Annotated in this window: 18 protein-coding genes and 1 pseudogene; 10 read left to right on the plus strand and 9 right to left on the minus strand. The window is 63.6% G+C overall.

Annotated elements, in window-relative coordinates; genetic code table 11:
- Window positions 1-204: 204 nt before the first annotated feature.
- Window positions 205-480, minus strand: a complete 276-nt coding sequence (locus ACVIN2_RS03340) for a hypothetical protein (protein WP_027517741.1) — start codon at window positions 478-480, stop codon at window positions 205-207.
- A 253-nt stretch (window positions 481-733) separates the two neighbouring features.
- On the opposite strand from ACVIN2_RS03340, the gene ACVIN2_RS03345 reads away from it, so the two are divergent.
- From ACVIN2_RS03345 to ACVIN2_RS03355, 3 genes are all read left to right on the plus strand, one after another.
- Window positions 734-2,542, plus strand: a complete 1,809-nt coding sequence (locus ACVIN2_RS03345; protein WP_456764481.1) for a PHA/PHB synthase family protein — start codon at window positions 734-736, stop codon at window positions 2,540-2,542.
- Window positions 2,543-2,607: 65 nt separating this feature from the next.
- Complete coding sequence (locus ACVIN2_RS03350) at window positions 2,608-3,006, plus strand: MAPEG family protein (RefSeq protein WP_027517739.1); 399 nt, start codon at window positions 2,608-2,610, stop codon at window positions 3,004-3,006.
- A 181-nt stretch (window positions 3,007-3,187) separates the two neighbouring features.
- Complete coding sequence (locus ACVIN2_RS03355) at window positions 3,188-3,955, plus strand: outer membrane protein (RefSeq protein ID WP_456764482.1); 768 nt, start codon at window positions 3,188-3,190, stop codon at window positions 3,953-3,955.
- Window positions 3,956-4,150: 195 nt separating this feature from the next.
- Here the strand turns inward: ACVIN2_RS03355 and ACVIN2_RS03360 are convergent.
- The 5 genes and pseudogenes from ACVIN2_RS03360 to ACVIN2_RS03380 form a co-directional block, all read right to left on the minus strand.
- A pseudogene (locus ACVIN2_RS03360) lies at window positions 4,151-4,746 on the minus strand (class I SAM-dependent DNA methyltransferase).
- Between the two features lie 14 nt (window positions 4,747-4,760).
- The gene (gene argC, locus ACVIN2_RS03365; RefSeq protein ID WP_456764483.1) at window positions 4,761-5,807 is read right to left on the minus strand and encodes an N-acetyl-gamma-glutamyl-phosphate reductase; all 1,047 of its coding nucleotides are present in this window, start codon (window positions 5,805-5,807) and stop codon (window positions 4,761-4,763) included.
- A 99-nt stretch (window positions 5,808-5,906) separates the two neighbouring features.
- Window positions 5,907-6,902, minus strand: coding sequence for an N-acetyl-gamma-glutamyl-phosphate reductase (gene argC / locus ACVIN2_RS03370; protein ID WP_456764484.1), 996 nt, complete (start codon window positions 6,900-6,902; stop codon window positions 5,907-5,909).
- Complete coding sequence (locus ACVIN2_RS03375) at window positions 6,899-7,567, minus strand: FMN-binding negative transcriptional regulator (protein WP_456764485.1); 669 nt, start codon at window positions 7,565-7,567, stop codon at window positions 6,899-6,901. Before ACVIN2_RS03375 ends, argC (ACVIN2_RS03370) begins: the two co-directional genes overlap by 4 nt.
- 223 nt (window positions 7,568-7,790) lie before the next feature.
- Entirely contained in the window at window positions 7,791-8,321 is a 531-nt protein-coding gene (locus ACVIN2_RS03380; RefSeq protein WP_027569874.1) for a DedA family protein, read from the minus strand.
- A gap of 273 nt (window positions 8,322-8,594) precedes the next feature.
- On the opposite strand from ACVIN2_RS03380, the gene parE reads away from it, so the two are divergent.
- The 4 genes from parE to ACVIN2_RS03400 all read left to right on the plus strand — a co-directional run bounded on the left by parE (window position 8,595) and on the right by ACVIN2_RS03400 (window position 13,088).
- A complete protein-coding gene (gene parE / locus ACVIN2_RS03385; protein WP_027569873.1) occupies window positions 8,595-10,637 on the plus strand; it encodes a DNA topoisomerase IV subunit B in 2,043 nt (680 codons plus the stop codon).
- A gap of 465 nt (window positions 10,638-11,102) precedes the next feature.
- The gene (locus ACVIN2_RS03390; RefSeq protein WP_456764486.1) at window positions 11,103-11,885 is read left to right on the plus strand and encodes an outer membrane protein; all 783 of its coding nucleotides are present in this window, start codon (window positions 11,103-11,105) and stop codon (window positions 11,883-11,885) included.
- 225 nt (window positions 11,886-12,110) lie between these two features.
- On the plus strand, window positions 12,111-12,296 hold the full coding sequence (locus tag ACVIN2_RS03395) for a hypothetical protein (protein ID WP_007591540.1): 186 nt from the start codon (window positions 12,111-12,113) through the stop codon (window positions 12,294-12,296).
- Window positions 12,297-12,317: 21 nt separating this feature from the next.
- Complete coding sequence (locus tag ACVIN2_RS03400) at window positions 12,318-13,088, plus strand: SDR family NAD(P)-dependent oxidoreductase (protein WP_456764487.1); 771 nt, start codon at window positions 12,318-12,320, stop codon at window positions 13,086-13,088.
- Between the two features lie 110 nt (window positions 13,089-13,198).
- Here ACVIN2_RS03400 and ACVIN2_RS03405 read toward each other — a convergent pair whose 3' ends face one another.
- Entirely contained in the window at window positions 13,199-13,966 is a 768-nt protein-coding gene (locus tag ACVIN2_RS03405; RefSeq protein ID WP_456764488.1) for an outer membrane protein, read from the minus strand.
- 179 nt (window positions 13,967-14,145) lie between these two features.
- A complete protein-coding gene (locus tag ACVIN2_RS03410) occupies window positions 14,146-15,402 on the minus strand; it encodes an FAD-dependent oxidoreductase (RefSeq protein ID WP_456764489.1) in 1,257 nt (418 codons plus the stop codon).
- A gap of 118 nt (window positions 15,403-15,520) precedes the next feature.
- On the opposite strand from ACVIN2_RS03410, the gene ACVIN2_RS03415 reads away from it, so the two are divergent.
- Window positions 15,521-15,655 carry a hypothetical protein gene (locus tag ACVIN2_RS03415; RefSeq protein ID WP_456764490.1) on the plus strand — a complete coding sequence of 45 codons (135 nt, stop codon included), beginning with the start codon at window positions 15,521-15,523 and terminating at the stop codon, window positions 15,653-15,655.
- 66 nt (window positions 15,656-15,721) lie between these two features.
- Here the strand turns inward: ACVIN2_RS03415 and ACVIN2_RS03420 are convergent, their stop codons facing one another.
- A complete protein-coding gene (locus ACVIN2_RS03420; protein WP_219680313.1) occupies window positions 15,722-17,236 on the minus strand; it encodes a caspase family protein in 1,515 nt (504 codons plus the stop codon).
- A gap of 210 nt (window positions 17,237-17,446) precedes the next feature.
- Between ACVIN2_RS03420 and ACVIN2_RS03425 the strand changes: the two genes are divergently transcribed.
- Window positions 17,447-18,412, plus strand: coding sequence for a helix-turn-helix transcriptional regulator (locus ACVIN2_RS03425; protein ID WP_456764491.1), 966 nt, complete (start codon window positions 17,447-17,449; stop codon window positions 18,410-18,412).
- Between the two features lie 299 nt (window positions 18,413-18,711).
- On the plus strand, window positions 18,712-20,316 hold the full coding sequence (locus tag ACVIN2_RS03430; protein ID WP_456764492.1) for a DEAD/DEAH box helicase: 1,605 nt from the start codon (window positions 18,712-18,714) through the stop codon (window positions 20,314-20,316).
- The last annotated feature ends 161 nt before the right edge of the window (window positions 20,317-20,477 follow it).

A 20,477-nucleotide genomic window follows, 5' to 3' on the forward strand; every position in this document is an offset into this window, starting at 1 on the left:
CTCCGGGCAACCGGTCAGGACAGAATCGACAGGCCATAATGGCGATGCGGAAAGGCGCTCGCCTCCCTCGCGAAAATTACTCAAGATCAAATACTTAGAGCAATTATCGACGACGGTGACTGAAGTCGTTCGCCCTGACTCTCGGCTGAACTAAGGTCTTTTAGCACGGCGAGGCGGAGGCGCCAGCGATTACCTTGCAGCGCGCTATTTCGCGTCCTTGGTGGCAACCGCCTGACGGTCGCGCGCGGCAGCAAGCTCGGCCTCGATCTTGGCGCGTTGGTCCGGCGGCATGACGGCCTGATCGCGATCCGGCGGCAGATCGTGCACCGGCAGATAGCTACCGGCCTCCCTGGGATGCGCTTGCGCATCGGACGGCGTCATATCCGCAAGCTGGCTCGAGCAACCGCCCAGGGCGAGCGTCGCCATCAGCAGCGCGCCACAGATCCGTCGCGACTTTTGCAGGTCCCTCAACGCCAACACTAGGGAAATCCCCACTTCGTCCCAAAGCACGGCCCCGGGCAACCTTACCCAAGTCCGCGCCCAAGCTCAAACCATTGCTGCCCAAATGGTCCGAGCGAGAAATTAGCCCCAGTCCACCAAGCCGAGCGGTGCGGCTCGATTGTGACGGAACCAAGAAAATTTGTCGCACTGCAACACATCTTCGAGAGTGTTTAATGCCAAACATGCGAGCTTCGCGGTGACGAATACGGAATGAATCGTTACTGTTCTGCTCATGAGTATGGCCACGACCGATACGCCCAAACCCGAGACCAAGTTCGATGCGGAAGCCTTCGCGATGAATGTCGCACGGGCGATGGAGAGCGGCGGCAAGGCGCTCGCCGCGTACCTGAAGCCGCGCGAGAGCGGCGAGGTGCAGGATCGTCCGCCGGCCGAGCTTGCCGAGGTCGTCAAGACCTTCACTGCCGTCGCCGAATACTGGCTGTCGGATACGTCGCGGTCCTCCGCACTCCAGACCAAGCTCGCCAAGGACTATCTCGACCTCTGGGGCTCGGCGGCGCGACGGATGGCCGGTCAGGACGCCCCGCCCGCGATCGCGCCCTCGCCGCGCGACAAGCGCTTTGCCGATCCGGAATGGAAGTCGAACCAGTTCTTCGATTTCATGATGCAGCTCTATTTGCTCACGACCAAATTTGCGCAGGAGCTTGTGCGCGACGCCGAGGGGCTCGATCCGCAGACCCGCCGCAAGGCCGAGTTCTACGTCCAGCAGCTCACCAACGCGATATCGCCCTCCAACTTCGTGCTGACCAATCCGGAAGTGCTGCGCGCGACGGTGGCCAGCAGCGGCGAAAATCTCGCGCGCGGGCTGAAGATGCTGGCCGAGGACATCGCCGCCGGCAAGGGCACGCTGAAGATCCGTCAGTCCAATCCGGACAATCTCGTCGTCGGCGTGAACATGGCGACGACGCCCGGCAAGGTGATCTACCAGAACGAGATGATGCAGCTGATCCAGTATGCGCCGGCGACGGAGAACGTGCTGCGCACGCCGCTTCTGATCATCCCGCCCTGGATCAACAAGTTCTACATCCTCGATCTCAAGCCGGAAAAATCCTACATCAAGTGGTGCGTCGACCAGGGCATCACCGTGTTCGTGATCTCATGGGTCAATCCCGACAAGCGGTTAGGTGCCAAGAGCTGGGAAGACTACATGAAGGAAGGCCCGCTCACGGCGATGGACGTGATCGAGAAGGTCACCGGCGAGATGAAGGTGCACACCGCCGGCTATTGCGTCGGCGGCACCATGCTCGCGACCACGCTGGCCTGGCTCGCCGAGAAGCGCCGCCAGCGCGTGGCATCCGCGACGTTCTTCGCGGCACAGGTCGACTTCACCCATGCCGGTGATTTGCTCGTGTTCGTCGACGAGGAGCAGATCGCATCCCTCGAGCAGGACATGAAGGCGGCGGGCGTGCTCGAAGGCTCGAAGATGGCGATGGCCTTCAACATGCTGCGCTCCAACGATTTGATCTGGTCCTATGTCGTCAGCAATTACCTCAAGGGCCAGCAGCCGAGCGCGTTCGACCTGCTGCACTGGAATTCGGACGCGACGCGCATGACGGCGTCGAACCATTCGTACTATCTGCGCAATTGCTATCTGGAGAACCGGCTCTCGACCGGCACGTTGGTGCTGGACAACACCCTGCTCGATCTCTCCAAGGTCATGGTGCCGATCTACAATCTCGCAACCCGCGAGGACCATATCGCGCCGGCGGAATCGGTGCTGTACGGCTCCCAGTTCTTCGGCGGCCCGGTGAAATACGTGCTGTCCGGCTCGGGCCACATCGCCGGCGTGGTCAATCCGCCCGCCTCGAACAAATACCAGTACTGGACCAACGACAACGTCAAGTCCGCCAACGTCGCCGAGTGGATGAAGGGCGCGGTCGAGCACAAGGGCTCCTGGTGGCCGGACTGGCGGCAATGGCTGGGCGCACTCGATCCTGAGGAAGTCCCGGCCCGCACGGTCGGCAGCGAGGCGTTTCCCCCGATCGAGGACGCGCCCGGCAGCTATGTCAGGGTTCGCGCATAGCAGAATCTTCCGCGCTTTCGTATAAGCTCCACGCCTGCAGCAGAAATTGATGAGGGGACCGGGTTATGACGCGTGAATTGTTCTGGCTGACACTGACGGTGGTCCTGACCGGAATCCTCTGGATTCCCTACACCATCAACCGCTGCCAGATTCGCGGTCTCGGTGGCGCGATGGCCAATCCCTCGCGCACCGACAAGCCGCAATCAGAATGGGCGAACCGGCTGATGTTCGCGCATGACAACGCCGTCGAGAACCTCGTGCTGTTCGCGCCGCTGGTGCTGATCCTGAACGCGATCGACTACTCCTCGAAATGGACGGTGCTTGCCTGCGCCGTCTATTTCTGGTCCCGCGTCGCGCATCTGATCGTCTATGCGCTCGGGATCCCGGTGTTCCGCACGGTGGCCTTCACCGTCGGCTTCATCGCGCAGGCCGTGCTCGCCGTCGCGATCTTCAAGGTGGTTTGAGCGCGCCTCCGATGGCTTAGCGCCTGCAACAAAGGAGTAAAATCCTCGATAGCCTGCCCAACTGCCGGTGTTGCCAAAGGATGACAGTCCGACAAAAACCGGGATGCCGTCCTTGGGCTGCGGCGAAGGATCGGCCATCCACAGGTATATTTGGCCATCCCATTGATGATTCGAGGCAGACATGAATTGGAAGATTGCATCCGCGCTCGGCGCGTTGTCGCTCGCAGCCGTCGCGACCCAGGCCAATGCCGCAGATCTCGCCGCCCGTCCCTACACCAAGGCGCCGCCGATGATCGCCGCGATCTATGATTGGAGCGGCTTCTACATCGGCGCCAACGGCGGCTATGGCTCGTCACGCAATTGCTGGGACCAGACTGTTGGTTTCGCGCCCGGCGTTGCGGAAGGCTGCCATGACGCGACGGGCGCCGTCGCCGGCGGCCAGATCGGTTATCGCTGGCAGAGCAGCGCCTTCGTGTTCGGCCTCGAAGCGCAGGGCGACTGGGCCGATCTCTCGGGCCGGAACGCCAGCGCCGTGGCCGGCGTCGCCAACCGCACCCGTGTCGATGCTTTCGGCCTGTTCACCGGCCAGGTCGGCTACGCCTGGAATAACGCACTGCTTTACGTGAAGGGCGGCGCCGCCGTCACCCGCAACCGCTACCGCGGCATCGGAACGGGCGGTCTGGCCGGAGCCGAGTTCGACGGTGCCGACGACACCCGCTGGGGCGGCACGGTCGGCGTCGGCATCGAGTACGGCTTCGCCCCGAACTGGTCGGTCGGCCTCGAATACGACCATCTGTTCATGGGCCGCCACGACGTCACGCTCACCTCCAACGGCGCGCTGACGCCGGTCGGCACGTTCTCACGCACCGACCGCATCGGCCAGGACGTCGATTTGATCACCGCCCGCATCAACTACAAATTCGGCGGCCCGATCATCGCGAAGTACTGAGAAACCGCCTCTCGCAGTCGTCATGCCCGGGCTGGTCGCGCCTGCGCGGCCGAAGCCGCTTCGGTGAGGCCGAGGCCCGGACATACACGTTCTCCTCGACCGCGGCGGTGGCCTTCACCGTCGGCTTCATCGCGCAGGCCGGGATGGCCGTCGCGATCTTCAAGGTGGTTTGAGATCAGGCCTCGTTGTTTTAGATCAGGCCTTGCGAACGACGAGGTGCAGCATGTTCGCGGGCGTCTCGTCAAAGCTCTGGATGACGTTCCCTGTCCGACGACAGCGTGATCCATCGACCTGCGTTCGCGTAGGTCGCCTCGAGCCATTCTGGCGACGCATAATTGTAATAGCGCCCGAGACTGTCCCGGCCGTCGTCCTCGCCCATCTTGTAGCTGGCATAGAACACGCCTGAGGGCCTGAGCGCGCGATGAACCCGCGCCAGGATGCCGGCGAGTTCGTCGCGCGGCACGTGCAGGAGACAGGCGCTGGCCCAGACGCCGTCATAGGCCTCGTGCGCGTCAAGCTGGTCGAACCGCATCGCCTCGACGGCATGACCGAGCCGCTGCGACGCGATCTCGGCCATTTCAGGCGAGCCGTCGGTGGCGCGCACCGAAAAACCTTCGGCCAGCATCACCGCCGAATGATTGCCGGCGCCACAGCCGAGCTCGAGGATCGAGGATCGAGCCGCCGGACGGCAGCAGAGCGAGAAAGCCTCGCAGCCGCGTCGAGGGCGCCTTCGCCCAGTCCGCATAGGACCTGGCGTTGCTGCGATAGAATTGCAGAGTCCCTTCGTCCACAGCGACCCCTCCGATCAGGGAAACAGCGCGATCTGCTCCAGTCCAGCGGTCTCGGGGAATCCGAACATCAGGTTCATATTCTGGATCGCCTGACCGGCCGAGCCCTTCACCAGATTATCGAGCACCGAAATCACGATGGCGCGGTTCTTGATCCGGTCGGCGATGACGCCGATCTGGACATAGTTCGAGCCGCGTACGTTCTGGGTCTGCGGCAGCACGCCCTTCTTGACGACATGCACGAAGGGCTCGTTCGCGTAGGCTTGCGCGAGGGCGGCCCGCAAATCGTCCGGCGTCGCGCCGTTGAGCTTGACGTAGGACGTGCAGAGTTCGCCCCGCGACATCGGTATGAGATGCGGCGTGAAATTGACGGTCACGCGCGCGCCCGCCGCGACGCCGATCTCTTGTTCGATCTCCGGCGCATGCCGGTGCGTGCCGACCGAATATGGCGAAATCCCCTCGCCCGCCTCGCTGAATAGTGTGTTCTGCTTCAGGCCACGTCCGGCGCCGGTGACGCCTGACTTGGCGTCGATCAGGATGTCCTCGACGTCGATCAGTTTTGCTTTCGCCAGCGGCACCAGCGCCAACAACGCTGCCGTCGGATAGCAGCCGGGACAGGCGACCAGCCGCGCCGCGGTAATCTTCTCCCGATAGAATTCGGTCAGGCCGTAGACGGCTTCGCCCTGCAACGCGAGCGCCTGATGTTCGTGGCCGTACCACTGCGCGTAGGTTTCCTTGTCGCGCAGCCGGAAATCGGCGGACATGTCGAGGACCTTGATCTTCGGGTTGGCCTTCAGCACGGCCGCGATGATCTGCTGCGTGGTGCCGTGCGGTAGCCCGCAGAACACCGCGTCGAGCTTGGTCCAGTCGACCTTTTCCCATTCCACGAGTTGGGGCAAATCCAGCATGAAGAAATGCGGAAACACCTCGCTCATGGCCTTGCCGGCATGGGTGTTGGCGGTGAGTGCCGTGATTTCCGCATTCGGATGCCGCGCCAGCAGGCGCACCGCATCGGCGCCGGTGTAGCCGGAGGCACCGAGAATGCCGATTTTCTTCGAACTCATCACACGTTCCTTTCAGGCATCGCAGGATCGTCTTGCCGGAGTAGAAAGTTGCAGCGTCGCTTCGTCCACCGGACCGGTCTGGCAGCCAACGCTGATCGGCTACGCCTCGGCAAGGCCCAGCATCAGCCGCATGTTCTGCACGGCCGCGCCGGACGCGCCCTTGCCGAGATTGTCGAGCCGGGCGACCAGCACCGCCTGGTGATGTTTGTCGCTGGCGAAGACGTAGAGCTCGAGCATGTTGGTCTCGTTGAGCCCTTCCGGCTCAAGCTTGCCCGCCTTGGTCGCTTCGTTCTGAAGCGGCATCGCCGAGACGTATTTCGAGCTGGCGTAACGCTTGGCCAGCGCGGCCTGGAGATCGGCGCCGCTGGGCTTGCCGGGCAGCGTGTCGAGCTGGAGCGGCACCGAGACCAGCATGCCCTGCCGGAAATTGCCGACGGACGGGATGAAGATCGGCCGCCGGGTCAGGTTCGAATAGAGCTGCATCTCCGGCAGGTGCTTGTGCTCGAAGCCGAGGCCGTAGAGCTCGAACGACGGCGCACTGCCGTCCTCGAAACTCGCGATCATCGACTTGCCGCCGCCGGAATAGCCGCTCACCGCATTGACGGTGACGGGATAGTCCGCAGGCAGCAGGCCGGCATCGACGATCGGTCGCAGCAGCGCGATCGCGCCGGTCGGATAGCAGCCGGGATTGGAGACCTTCTTCGCAGCCTTGATCTTGCCAGCCTGATCCGGCGTCAGCTCCGGAAAGCCATAGGCCCAATCGGGCGCGACCCGGTACGCGGTCGAGGCATCCAGCACCTTCGGGCCTGACGGCCCCATGCTGTCGATGAGCGCAACCGTTTCCCTGGCAGCGTCGTCCGGCAGGCAGAGGATGACGAGGTCAACCTCCTCCATCAGCGCTTTCTTGGCCGCGGGATCCTTGCGCTTGTCGTCGGCGATCGTCTTCACGACCACGTCGTTCTGCAGCTTCAGCCGCTCGTTGATGCCGAGCCCGGTGGTGCCGGAGCCACCGTCGACGAAGACACTGGCGGGCTTTGTCGCACCGCCGGTCTTCGGGGCATTTTTGGTGTCGAGGCTGGCTTCAGAAAAGGTCATGGCGCGCTCCTTTCGAGCATGTTGGTTTCGGACGCGAAGGCCTCCGGCCTGACGTCCTGCATCAGTTGCGCGATCTCCCTGGCGTCGGCATGGGCTTGCGCGCCAAGCGCGTTGGCGATCGCCGTATAGTCGGCGTCGGACTTGTGCTGATTGAGCTTGAAGCTGCCTTCGACCTCTTCAACCGTCATGACCAGACCCACGATTCCCTTCTTCAGCGCCTCGAGCCGCCCCGCCGTCATTTTGGCTGAGGTCCACGGCTTCTTCGGCAACAGCCAGCTCTCAAACTTGTCGCTGAGCGTGTCGATCTGCACGGCCAGTTCACCATTCGACAACAACCGCACCGGCCCGGTCAGATGGACCGACTGATACAGCCAGGTCGGCACCTGATCCGGCGAGACGTACCAGTCGGGCGACACGTAAGCATCAGGGCCGTTGACCGCGAGCAGCCAGGAGGTCGTCCCGTCCGCAAGCTTTAGCAGCGGATTGTGACGGGCGACGTGAAAGGCGGCCTGCGGCGTGCCGTCGGCGGCATAGGTCAAATAGAACGGAATTGGCGAGGCGACCGGCTTGTGGCCGTCGAAGGCGCAGATGGTGCCGAAGCCGCGCGTGTCGGCGAACTTCAGGCTCGCGGCGCGGTCCTGCTTGAAAAAGGGTGGCGTGTACATCGTAGTCTCCTGCTGGCCTCCTTGGTGGCCGCCGGATCAGATCGCACTGACAGGAGAGAGAATGCCGCGGATCGGATCCAGCGGCAAAGACGATGATCTCAAACGCGATCGACCGCCCAAACCGCTAAAGAGCGGCGGCGGCGACGGGCGAACAAAATGGTCGCAGCGTTGATCATGGCGCGGGGCTATAGGGCCAGTTGCGGTTCGCGTCAAGGTTCGGACGTCACACCACGCGCCAGATCCATTCCATGATCTTCGCGATCACGTCGCCGAACAGCAGGAGCGCCGCCGACCAGATCAGCGCCGAGACGAAATTGGCGGCCTGGAAGCTCCAATAGGGCATCTCGAAAATGCCGGCTGCGAGCGGCACGGAGGCACGCAACGGGCCGAAGAAGCGGCCGATGAAGATGCTCGGCACGCCCCAGCTGCGCACGAAGGCCTCGCCCCGGGGCAGGAGTTCCGGATAGCGCGAGAGCGGCCACATCTGGGCGACCTTCTCCTTGTAGCGGTAGCCGAACCAGTAGGAGACCCAATCGCCCAGCGCCGCGCCGATGCCGCCGGCGATCCAGACCGGATAGAAGCTGATGCCGCTCGCGCCGATCAGCGCGCCGATCGCGACCAACGCGCCCCAGGCCGGGATCAACAGCGAGATGAAGGCGAGCGACTCCCCGAAGGCGAGCACGAACACGATGGGAGCTGCCCATGTCTGGTGAGCGCGCACGAAATCGGCCAGCGCGTGCGCAAACTGCTCCATTCAAAATAGCCTTTCCGCCCTGCCCGAAGGTGCTGCTCGATGAAAAGGACTGGTAAGCCAAGGACTTGTGTGACATCAAGTCACAAAGTCAGGTCCAGACCGGACCGGAACGTCACATTGCCGGGAATTGATGGGGCTGCGGCGTAAAATCGCCGGGATTGGCTCCCAACCACACCGCCCGGCCCGCCCTGCGATAACCTTTCCAGGTCAGAAGTGGCATAGTCGGCCCAACCGATTCGCCGCTCATGCGGCCCTCAAAACGCATAAAGATATATGTCCAAGCAGTTGAAGCCCAAAGCAAAAGACGATTTTTTCGGCGGCGATGAGCCGAAGCCCCGCGCCGCCAAGGCGACCCCGCGCGCAGGCGGTGCCGAGGCCGACTACACCGCAGCCGACATCGAGGTCCTCGAAGGTCTGGAACCGGTGCGCCGCCGGCCCGGCATGTATATCGGCGGCACCGACGAGAAGGCGCTGCATCACCTTTTTGCCGAAGTCATCGACAACTCGATGGACGAGGCGCTGGCGGGGCATGCGACCTTCATCGGAGTCGAGTTGAGCGCGGACGGCTTCTTGACCGTCACAGACAACGGCCGCGGCATCCCGATCGATCCGCATCCAAAATTCCCGAAGAAGTCGGCGCTCGAAGTCATCATGTGCACGCTGCACTCAGGCGGCAAGTTCGACAGCAAGGTCTACGAGACCTCGGGCGGCCTGCACGGCGTCGGCATCTCCGTGGTGAACGCCCTCTCCTCGCTGCTGGAGGTCGAGGTCGCGCGCAGCCAGAAACTCTACCGCATGACGTTCGAGCGCGGCCACCCGAAGGGCAAGCTCGAGGATCTCGGCAAGATCAACAACCGCCGCGGAACCCGCGTGCGCTTCAAGCCGGACACCGACATCTTCGGTGCAAAGGCAGCGTTCAAGCCGCAGCGCCTGTTCAAGATGACGCGTTCGAAGGCGTATCTGTTCGGCGGCGTCGAGATCCGCTGGAATTGCGCGCCCGAACTGCTCAAGGGCGTCGACGACGTGCCGGCGGAAGCGACGTTCCACTTTCCTGGCGGCCTCAAGGATTATCTGGCGGCCGCGATCCATGCCGACACGCTGGTGCATCCCGATATCTTCTCCGGCAAATCGGGCCGCAACGGCGCGCATGGCGCCTGCGAATGGGCGGTGGCCTGGACCGCGGATGCCGACGGCTTCCTGTCGTCCTACACCAACACCGTGCCGACGCCCGATGGCGGTACGCATGAATCCGGCCTGCGCAGCGCGCTGCTGCGCGGTCTGAAGGATCACGCCGAGCGCGTCGGCCAGGGCAAGCGCGCGTCGTCCATTACGTCTGAAGACGTGATGGTCGGTGCAGCCGTGATGCTCTCGGTATTCGTGCGCGAGCCCGAATTCCAGGGCCAGACCAAGGACCGTCTCGCCACCGCCGAAGCGCAGCGCATCGTCGAACAGGCGATGAAGGATCCGTTCGACCATTGGCTGTCGGGCAATCCGAACCAGGCCAACAGGCTGCTCGACTTCGTGGTCGACCGCGCCGAGGAGCGGCTGCGCCGCCGGCAGGAGAAGGAGACCGCGCGCAAGACCGCCGGCAAGAAGCTGCGCCTGCCGGGGAAGCTCGCCGATTGCAGCGATGCGGGTTTGGACGGCTCAGAACTCTTCATCGTCGAGGGAGACTCGGCCGGCGGCAGTGCCAAGCAGGCGCGCGACCGCAAGACCCAGGCCGTGCTGCCGCTGCGCGGCAAGATCCTCAACGTCGCCTCCGCCGGCAAGGACAAGCTGACGGCAAACACGCAGCTCGCCGACCTCGTGCAGGCGATCGGCTGCGGGATGCTGGCGCAGTATCGCGAGGAGGATCTGCGCTATCAGCGCATCATCATCATGACCGACGCCGATGTCGACGGTGCCCACATCGCTTCGCTGCTGATCACCTTCTTCTACCGGCAGATGCCGCGGCTGATCGACGAAGGCCACCTCTTCCTCGCCGTGCCGCCGCTCTACAAGCTGACCAACGGTACGAAGTCGGTCTACGCCCGCGATGACGCGCACAAGGCAGCGCTGATCAAGAGCGAGTTCAACGCCAACGCCAAGGTCGAGGTCAATCGCTTCAAAGGCCTTGGCGAAATGATGCCGGCGCAGCTCAAGGAAACCACCATGGATCCGGCCAAGCGGACCATGCTGAAAGTGGTTCTGCTCGCCGACGACCGCGACACCACGGCGGATTCGGTGGAGCGCCTGATGGGCACCAAGGCCGAAGCGCGCTTCGCGTTCATCTCGGACAAGGCCGAATTCGCCAATGACGATTTGCTGGACGTCTGACCCGCAGGCGCTGCCCGGTCGCATCCCATCAAGAGCCCCGGCATGAAGCCCGGGGCTCTTTGTTTTTGGGGACGACAACCGCCATTTCCTGACGATCCGCCCGCCGATCCTGCCAACGGTCCGCCTCGGCTTCGGTGATTCCCTGCCTCGTCGCATCGCGACTCGGCCAACGACTCACCCAGCCAGGCTGATGCAGGATTGCCTCCGTTTCGGACAAAGCCGGATTTGCTAACGAGAAGTTACCAAAATACAAATCGTAAAATTCGACGTAATGCATTGATAATACGCGCTTATTTTACATTCCGACGACGGCACTCAGATTCCCTGCCGTGCGGCGTTTCCCGGCGACTGTGCCTGCTCTGCAACAGCATTTCGGAGAGAAGCAGGTATAGTCCGGGACATCAGATCACACGGACTTCAGTGCGCTCGCGCCTTCCAGACAGACCAAAGCTTGGGGATTTTAAGATGAAGAAGATTTTGCTCGCACTGACCGCGGTTGCCGCGATGACCGGTTCGGCCTCGGCCGCTGACCTTGGCGCCCGTCCCTACGTGAAGGCGCCGATGGCGGCTCCCGTCGCCAGCTGGACCGGCTTCTACCTCTTCGGCGGCGCCGGCGGCGGCCTCTCTGCCGCTGACCAGCGCGTGCAGACCACGGTCGGCGCAGTTCCCCTGACGATCGATCAGCGCCAGGGTGGCTCGGGCTGGTTCGGCACCGTCGGTCTCGGCTACGACTGGCAGTTCAGCGGCACCTGGGTCGCCGGCGTGTTCGCTGACGGTCAGTTCGGCAGCATCCGTGCTACCATTCAGGATCCGATCGCTGGCATCACCGGCAACCAGAAGCTGGAAGATTCCTGGGCCGCCGGTGTGCGCCTCGGCTGGCTGGTTGCCCCGAATGTTCTCTCCTATGTCAACGGCGGTTACTCGGGCGCTCACTTCGGCCAGACCAACTTCATGACCCTGGCCGGCGTGCCCGCCGGTATCCATCTCAACAGCTACAACCGCAATGGCTGGTTCATCGGCGGCGGCGTCGAGAACAACCTGAACATCTTCGGCATCCAGTCGCCCGGCTGGTTCATGAAGACCGAATATCGCTCGGCCTTCTACAACGCCAAGACCCAGAACGAACTGTTCGATGCCGGCAACGTCCTCGTCGGCCGCGACATCCGCGCCAACACCTGGAACCAGACGATCTCGACCTCGCTGGTCTACCGCTTCAACTGGACCGGTCCGGTCGTCGCGAAGTACTGATCTGATCTGACCTAATCTTCAGACGTCAAAGCCCCGGCATCGCCGGGGCTTTTTCGTTGTACAGTGCTTCAGCGGACCTTGCGTATGGACATGCATCCGCCCTGCGGCCTGCATCAGCAGCCATTGTATCCCGACCACGGCTACGGCTAGTCTCCCGGCAAGTTTTCGGGCCGCGGCAATCGTCATGCTGCGGCACGACAGAAGCGGACCAATGGGGAGGAATGCATGCGCAGATTTCTGCTTGTAGCAGGCCTGTTTGCCCTTGCCGTCGGGCTGCTCTGGATCGGACAGGGCACGGGCACCGTCGCGTGGCCGCGATCGAGCTTCATGGTCAACCAGTTGCAATGGGCCGGCTATGGCGCAGCCATGGCCGGCTTCGGGCTGGTGCTGATCTGGCAGAGCAACCAATAGAAGAAACCAGGGAATAGCAGCATGACAACCAGTCGGTTCGATCTCCGCGGCAAGGTCGCGATCGTCACGGGAGGCAATGGCGGCATCGGGCTCGGCATGGCCCGCGGCCTCGCCGATGCCGGCGCCAACATCGCCGTGGTCGGACGCAACGAAACCAAATCGGCAGCCGCGGTGGCCGATCTCAGTCAACGCGGTGTGAAGGCGATCAGTGTTGCCACCGACGTCACCGACAAGGCGGCCATCGCCGCGATGGTCGAGCGTGTCGTCAGGGATCTCGGTCGCATCGACATCCTCATCAACAATGCCGGCATGAGCATCCGCAAGCCGCCGCACGAGCTCGAGCTCGACGAATGGAATACGGTGATCAACACCAACCTCACCAGCGCCTTCCTATGCTCGAAGCTGGCCTATCCCGCGCTGAAGGCGTCCGGCAACGGCAAGGTGATCAACATCGGCTCGATGATGTCGATCTTCGGCGCGAGCTTCGCAACGGCCTATGCGGCGAGCAAGGGCGGCATCGTTCAGTACACGCGCGCCTGCGCCAATGCGTGGGCGCCCGACAACATCCAGGTCAATGCCATCCTGCCGGGCTGGATCGACACCGACCTGACCCGCGGTGCGCGGCAGCAGGTATCGGGATTGCACGAGCGGGTGCTGGCACGCACGCCGGCGGGACGGTGGGGCGACATCGACGACTTCGCCGGCATCACCGTGTTTCTTGCCTCGTCCGCGTCCAACTTCGTCACCGGCACCGCGATCCCCGTCGATGGCGGGTTCTCGGTGATGGCGTAGGCCGTAGGCCAAAAACCTGCACACAAAAAAGAAGCCCCGGACAATGCCGGGGCTTTTAAATTTGGGCAGTGATCGTCTTTTATGGCTGCTTGGTCGTTCGTTGACCCAACTCAGTAGCGGGCGATGACAGGCGCGTCGAACTTGTAGCTGGCGCGCACGACGGCCCACTGGAGGTCGCGCGGCTTGGCATCGAAGCTGTAATTGCCCGACGTGCCGCCAAGTTGATAGGTCTGGCTGGTGAAGGCTGCGTAGTTGTACTCGAGGCCGACGATCCAGTTGCGGGTGATGCCGTATTCCCAGCCGGCACCGACGGTCCAGCCGTTGGCCCAATGGGTCTGACCGCCAGAACCGGTGGCCACGCCGACCGTGTCGGTGACCGAGAGACGGTTGTTCACGCCGGCATAGCCGCCCTTGATGTAGAACAGGTTGTTCTGCACGGCGAAGCCCGCGCGACCGACGACGGTGGCAAGCACATTGGCGCGCCAGGAGAACACGTCGTCACCCGCGCCGAACGCGGTGTTCAAGAACGAGCCCTTGTTGTCGAGGCCCGAGATCGTGCCTTCCATACCGAACACGTAGTTGTTGGCCTGCCAATTGTAGCCGATCTGGGCGCCGCCCAGGATGCCGGAGTTGCGCTGACGGTAGCCCTGCCCCGGGGTCAGATCGCCAAATGGCGCGCCGGTCCCGTTGTTGATGAACTGCTCGTTGGTCCATGCTCCGCCGATGTGGCCGCCGACATAGAAGCCGGTCCAGTTGAACAGCGGCTCCGCATAGGCGGGCGCCTTCGTGTAGCGCGCACCGAGATCGGCGGCGGAAGCGGCGCCGGTCGAAACCAGAGCGGTCGTGCAGGCGAAGGCGGCAATCAACTTGTTACGCATGGTACACCCCGTGTCCTTTGATGGATGCACGCTCACACGCAGTTCTTACTCAAATTTGAATCAAGACAGTTAAGACGCCGGATTGGCAAGCAGCGCGCCTTCAATGCATCTGAACTGTTGTACGCAGGCAACGCGCCGCGCGTGATTTAACGCCGCGTTATCCCTACCAAGTCCTTGCGCTACCGTGCCGGCGCAGCCTTCGACTGCACGTGCTCGGGCCGGACGCCAAGCGCGAGCAGGCGCGCCGGAATGCCCTGGAGCCACGGCACCGCGGTGATGAGACGCACGATCATCGGCACTTTCAGCGGCCGGTCGCCGCCCTGCAAGGCGCCGCTGATGATGTTGTTCTGCACGATCATCTGCATTCGCTGCGTCATCTTTACCGGGAATTCGCGGCGACGGCGCACGGCATCGAGCTCCTCCTCCGACGGGCAGCCGCGCTGCAGCTTGTCCGCCAGCAAATTTGCGGTCGCGACCGCATCCTGCACGGCGAGATTGACGCCGACGCCGCCGACCGGCGACATCGCATGGGCGGCGTCGCCGATGAGAAGCAGGCCCGGCCGCGTCCAGCGCTTCAGGCGGTTGATCGCGACGGTGAGCAGCTTGAAATCGTCGAAGCTCTTCACATCGGCAATGCCGCTCTTCAGGATCGGCGCCATGCGAACGACATCGTCGAGCAGCGCCTGCAATCCCCTCGCCTTCACCGCGTCGTATTGCCCCTTGGCGATGACATAGGCGCATTGCCAATAGTCGCCGCGGTCGAAGGTGATCATCATCTTGCCGGGCTCGACGCGAGCGAACACGTTCTCGGTCTCGTTCGCCTTGCGGCCAACGCGAAACCACAGCACGTCCATTGGCGCGCCGATCTCCTCGACCTCGAGGCCGGAACGCTGGCGCACGGTCGAATGCCGGCCGTCACAGGCGATGGTGAGATCGGCTTCGATGTCCACGATGCCATCCGGCGTATTCGCCCGCACGCCGGCGATGGTCTCGCCGCGGCGGATCAGATCGACCGCTTCCGTGTTCATCATCACCTTCAGCGAGGCGAAGCGCTGGCCGGCCTCGCGCAGGAAATTCAGGAAATCCCATTGCGGCATGAAGGCAATGAAGGGGTACTTGGTGTGGAGGCGGCTGAGATCGGCGATGCGAACGGGGGTACCGCCGAACAGGCCGTCCATCTTTTGCAAGCGCTGATGCGGCAACTTCAGGAATCCGTCGATCAGGCCGAGCTCGTCCATCACCTGGAGCGTCGAGGGATGCACGGTGTCGCCGCGGAAGTCGCGGAAGAAATCCGCATGCTTCTCCAGCACCACGACATCGATGCCGGCGCGCCCAAGGAGATAGCCGAGCATCATGCCGGCCGGTCCACCGCCAACGATGCAACAGCGGACCTTCACCGAGGATCCATGGGGATGCGGCGACGTATTGGGGTTCACGGCCGGGTCCTCATTACGGGTCAAGGTTTGCGTGCACTGCAGCAAGCAAGATTCATTTGCCGCAGTTGTGAATGGCCGTTAGCCTTGCTGTCAATTCCGACTCATTCAGGAAATTGCAGTGCAGACAATCCTCATACTGCTCGGCGTCTGGATCCTGATCAACGTGCTTTTCGTCTTGATCATGATCGCACCGCGCAGGCCGCCGCTTGCGCCGGTGCGCATCGAACACAACGGTTATCCTTACGAGGAGTAGGACAAGCTCAAGCGCTTCATCAGGAAGCGGGTGGCAAAAGCGTGCGCGACGCCTTCGCCCGCTTCATCAGTTGTTGCTGCGGTTCGCGCTGCGGAAGCTCTTGATCTCCGACACGCTGCCGTCGCGATAGGTCAGCTCCACCGAGATGAACTGCGTTGCCGGTGCGAGCTTCATGTAGAGCGGCATGCCGGCGCTGATCGCGCTGGGGTCGCGCATGTCGCAGCCCGGCATCTTCAAGACCTGGTTCGGAACGGCGGTGTCGATGCCGATGCGCACTTCGCGAATGGCGCAGCGGTAGGACACGAGGTGCGTGTAGTAGACCAGCAGCCCGTTGAACTCGCGGAATGACAGCCAGCTCGTCGCGGTCATGTCGAGGATCTTGCGCTGGTCGCGGATCAGCGCGGCTTCGGGATCGAACCTGATCGGGAACGGGCCCTGCATGTCACCGGACTGGTCGACATAGCGGACCTCGATGGTGCCGGCCTGCGCGTCCGGCGGCAATTCGATCGACGGGTTCGGCATTCTCTTGCGCGTGCGCGGGTCGAGCGTATCGATGAAGCCGGTTTCGCGGAAGTCGCCATTGCCGGCCATGCGCCAGGAAACGCCGAGGGTCGGATCTGCAAAGGAGAACACCACGCTCCACCCGCCATTGTGGCGCGAGAAGCTCGCGATCGGCGCGTTGGTGGTCTCTTCCTTTGGCACGCGCGGCACCGAGACCGGTGGTAGCGCCGCGAGCTTCTGCGCCGGCGGATCGGCCGGGCGCGCGGCGGCATCCTTGGCGATGCCGCTGAGGAAGACGTCGTCGACCATCTGATCAAAATAGACCGGCACTTGCCTGTGCTTGACGGTGTCGGCCATCTCGCTGACGAGACGGCGCGTACGCTGCGCCACCTGCACCAGGTTCTCGCCGGGCTGGAGCAGCTCCTTGGCGAAGGTGCGCGTGAACACCGAATTGGGATTGGCGTCGTCGTTGGAGAGGCGGTCGAGCGCGGTCTGGCGCGGGCCCGCGGAGAAGACCGAGAACACCCCTTCGGGCAGCTGCACCATCGGGGCAAGCCCGCCACCACCGGAGACGGCGCGGGTACCCTTGCGCTCGAACGGGTTGTTGCGGCAGGCGTCGAACACCAGGATCGAGGTTCGCGCCTTCTTGTTCTGGAGGCGCTCGACGATGCGATCGGCCAGGATGGAGGCGTCACGCACCAGCTCTTCCTGCCCTTCCGTCGCTGCCGGCACGTCCGTCGGCAGCAGGTAATTCTGGCCGGCGATTTCGAAGCCGTGGCCGGCATAGAAGAAGAACGCGGTGTCGCCGGGCTCGATCGTCCGATCGAACGCGAGCAGCGTCTCCGAAAATTGCTGCCGGCTCTGGTTTTCGGCGACCATCACCGAGAAGCCGAGCTGCTTCAGCGTATCGCCCATGGTGCGGGCGTCGTTGACCGCCTTGAGCAGCTTCGGAACGTTCCTATAGTCGTTGTTGCCGACCACGAGCGCGACGCGCTTCTCGGCACAGGCGGGAAGCGCGAAACCGCTGAGGCCGGCCGCGAGGCCAAGCGCTGCCAGTACTCTGAAAAGCCGACGTGTCATCGAAAATCCCTCAAGAACGGCCCACGCCGGTTCCTTCGAACAGCGGTTCATGGGAACCGCGTCGTTGATGTGATAGTCGGCCCAGCCATAGCGCTGGTTCAACAGCCCTGAGGACTCAGGTCTGTCGTCTAGCCTATGGTAGATGCCACCGGAATTTGCTTTTTCTCGGTCAATTCTTGTGGGCAATTCCGCTGGAAGCGAGGGGACGCCGTGTATCGCTGGTGCACCGACGAGGTCGAGCCGCACGACCGCTTCGAGTTTTGGCGCGAGGTGCGCGCCAAGGGCCTGTTCGGCGTCACCGCCGAACTCGAGCGCGAACGCCGCGCGGACTTCTTCGGCGAATTCTCGCTGTGTCAGCTTGGCGGAGCCGGCTTCGTCGAGCTGAAGGCTTCGCATTACACGGTCGAGCGCAGCATGACCGACATCGCTGACGCGCCGGGCGACAGCCTCTGCGTCTATCAGCAGCTCGGTAGCGGCGCCTGGTTCGGCGGCATGCGCGGCAGCGACTTCACGATCGCCAATGGCAGCTTCGCCACCAGCCATACCGACCAGCCCTATCGCGCGGCGCCGCTGGGCGCGGGAGGCTTCCACCTGCGGATCCTGAAGATTCCCGTGAGCGGCCTCTCCACGCAGGACAAGCGCATGCGCGAGCTTGCGCCCCGGACGTTCGAGGATCCCACCCTGGCGCCCCTGCTCGACGCCTGCTTTGCCGATCTCGGTACGGTTGCCGCGGGCGATGACGGCGCCGCCGATGCCGTCCCCCTCGTCCAGGCTTTAGCCCATCTGGCGCTGATCGAGCGCGGCATCCTGCGGCCCGGCAGCCGCCTCGGGCAGGCCGCGCTGCGGATCGCCCGGCTCTCGCAGGCGCGACGCCTGATCGCGCGTCACCTGCAAGATCCGGATATGGCGCCAACGATGGTGGCCGACCTTCTCGGCGTGTCGGTCCGTCACCTGCACATGCTGTTCGAAGGCGCAGCCAAGAGTTTTTCGCAAACCGTGACGGAGGAACGCCTGAACCAGAGCCGCCGCCTGATGCGCGAAGCCCCGGACCGGCTGATCGCCGACATCGCGACCGCCTGCGGCTTCGACAGCCTCGCGACCTATTACAGGGTCTTCAACGCCGCCTATGGGATGGCCCCCGGCGACTTCCGCGCCCAGGGTCCGGAAGGGCGTTAGCCGACGTTTGGGCAGCTCCGGCCGACCGCTGGATTGGGCGGAAAACCGCAGCCTCGCCCGCTATTTGAGCGAAAACCTCAGGTTTTTTAGGGCCTTCCCGCGGCTGCTCCATTGACTTTGGCCGATTCCCGCCTATGTTCCGGGTCGACGCGGCTCGGTATCGAAGAGCGATTCCTGAGCTTGGCGCTTTGTTCGCGTGAGTCAGCACCCCCAGCTTCTTTGAGAGCGCGCCGTTTTGGGGTGGAACGCGACAGCCTTATTACCCTCGAATCCGAACGGCGGTTTCGACCAGAGGCTCAATGTCTTTTACCCATCTCGGACTATCCGAAAAAGTCCTCGCCGCAGTGGCGGCCACCGGTTACACCACCCCCACCCCCATTCAGGAACAGGCGATCCCTCACGTCCTCGCTCGCAAGGACGTGCTCGGCATCGCCCAGACCGGCACCGGCAAGACCGCCGCCTTCGTGCTGCCGATGCTCACCATTCTCGAAAAGGGCCGCGCCCGGGCGCGCATGCCGCGCACGCTGATCCTTGAGCCGACCCGCGAACTCGCGGCGCAGGTGAAGGAAAACTTCGACCGTTACGGCGTGGGCCAGAAACTCAACGTCGCCCTCCTGATCGGCGGCGTTTCCTTCGGCGACCAGGATGCCAAGCTGACGCGCGGTGTCGATGTGCTGATCGCCACTCCCGGCCGCCTGCTCGACCACACGGAGCGCGGCGGCCTGCTGCTCACCGGCGTCGAGCTGCTCGTCATCGACGAAGCCGACCGCATGCTGGACATGGGCTTCATTCCCGACATCGAGCGCGTCTGCAAGCTCGTCCCGTTCACGCGGCAGACCCTGTTCTTCACCGCGACCATGCCGCCGGAGATCCGGCGCATCACCGAAACCTTCCTGCACAATCCGCAGAAGATCGAGGTATCGAAGCCCGCCACCACCGCTGTCACCGTTACGCAGTGTCAGGTCCCAGCCGGGCGCGAGGCGCACGAGAAGCGCGAGCTGCTTCGCCGACTGCTCCGCGAGGCCAAGGATCTCCAGAACGCGATCATCTTCTGCAATCGCAAGCGCGATGTCGCCGTCGTTCACAAGTCGCTGCAAAAGCACGGCTTCAGCGTCGGCGCGCTGCACGGCGACATGGATCAGTCGGCCCGCACGGCGGCGCTCGAACAGTTCCGCAAGGGAGAGCTGCCGCTGCTGGTCGCATCCGACGTCGCCGCCCGCGGCCTCGACATCCCCGAGGTCAGCCATGTCTTCAATTTCGACGTTCCCCACCATCCCGACGACTATGTCCACCGCGTCGGCCGCACCGGTCGCGCAGGCCGGTCCGGCATGGCGATCTCGCTCGTCACGCCGCCCGACCAGAAGTCGATGGTGGCGATCGAGAAGCTGATCGGACAGAGCATTCCGCGCGCCGAAGGCGATTTCGAAGTCCGCACCGATGCTTCCGATGCGAGCGAGCGTCCGCGCGAGCAGCGCGGCCGTGAACGTTCACGCGGCGGACGCGGCAAGCCGCAACGCGGTCGCGATCGTGAGCGCAGCCAGGAGCCGCGCGAAGCGCGTGGCGAAGCACAGCCTTCAGCCGAAGCACGGTCCGCTCCCGAGGCAAGGTTGGCTTCCGAAGCAAGACCTGCTTCCGAAGCAAGGCCCGCGCGCGAGGCAAGGCCTCCACGTGAAGCCAGATCTTCGCGTGAAGCCAGACCTTCGCGTGAAGCCAGGCCTCCGCGCGAAGCCAAGCCATCATCCGAGCCGCGTGACGGTGCGCGCCAGCAGGCCAATCCGTCGCATGTGCCGTCGATCGGCCGTCCCGAGCCGCGCCGCCAACGCGAGGCCGACAGCGAGCCGGGCGACCACTCGCATCTGCCGGCCTTTCTGCTGCGTCCGGTTCGCTCCCCAGCCGGCGCCTGAAGCCCGATGCGCGCCCGGCTTTGGTTGAAATAAAGCTGGCGCGCACTTTTTTGGACGTATTCGTGGACGTATATTTACGGGGCGTTCACGATCGTCCGTTAGCCTACGAACATAATTTAAGTATTGCTGCGGTCGACGGCACGCCGATCGCTGTGGGGTAT

Source organism: Bradyrhizobium sp. USDA 3650, from assembly GCF_054057395.1.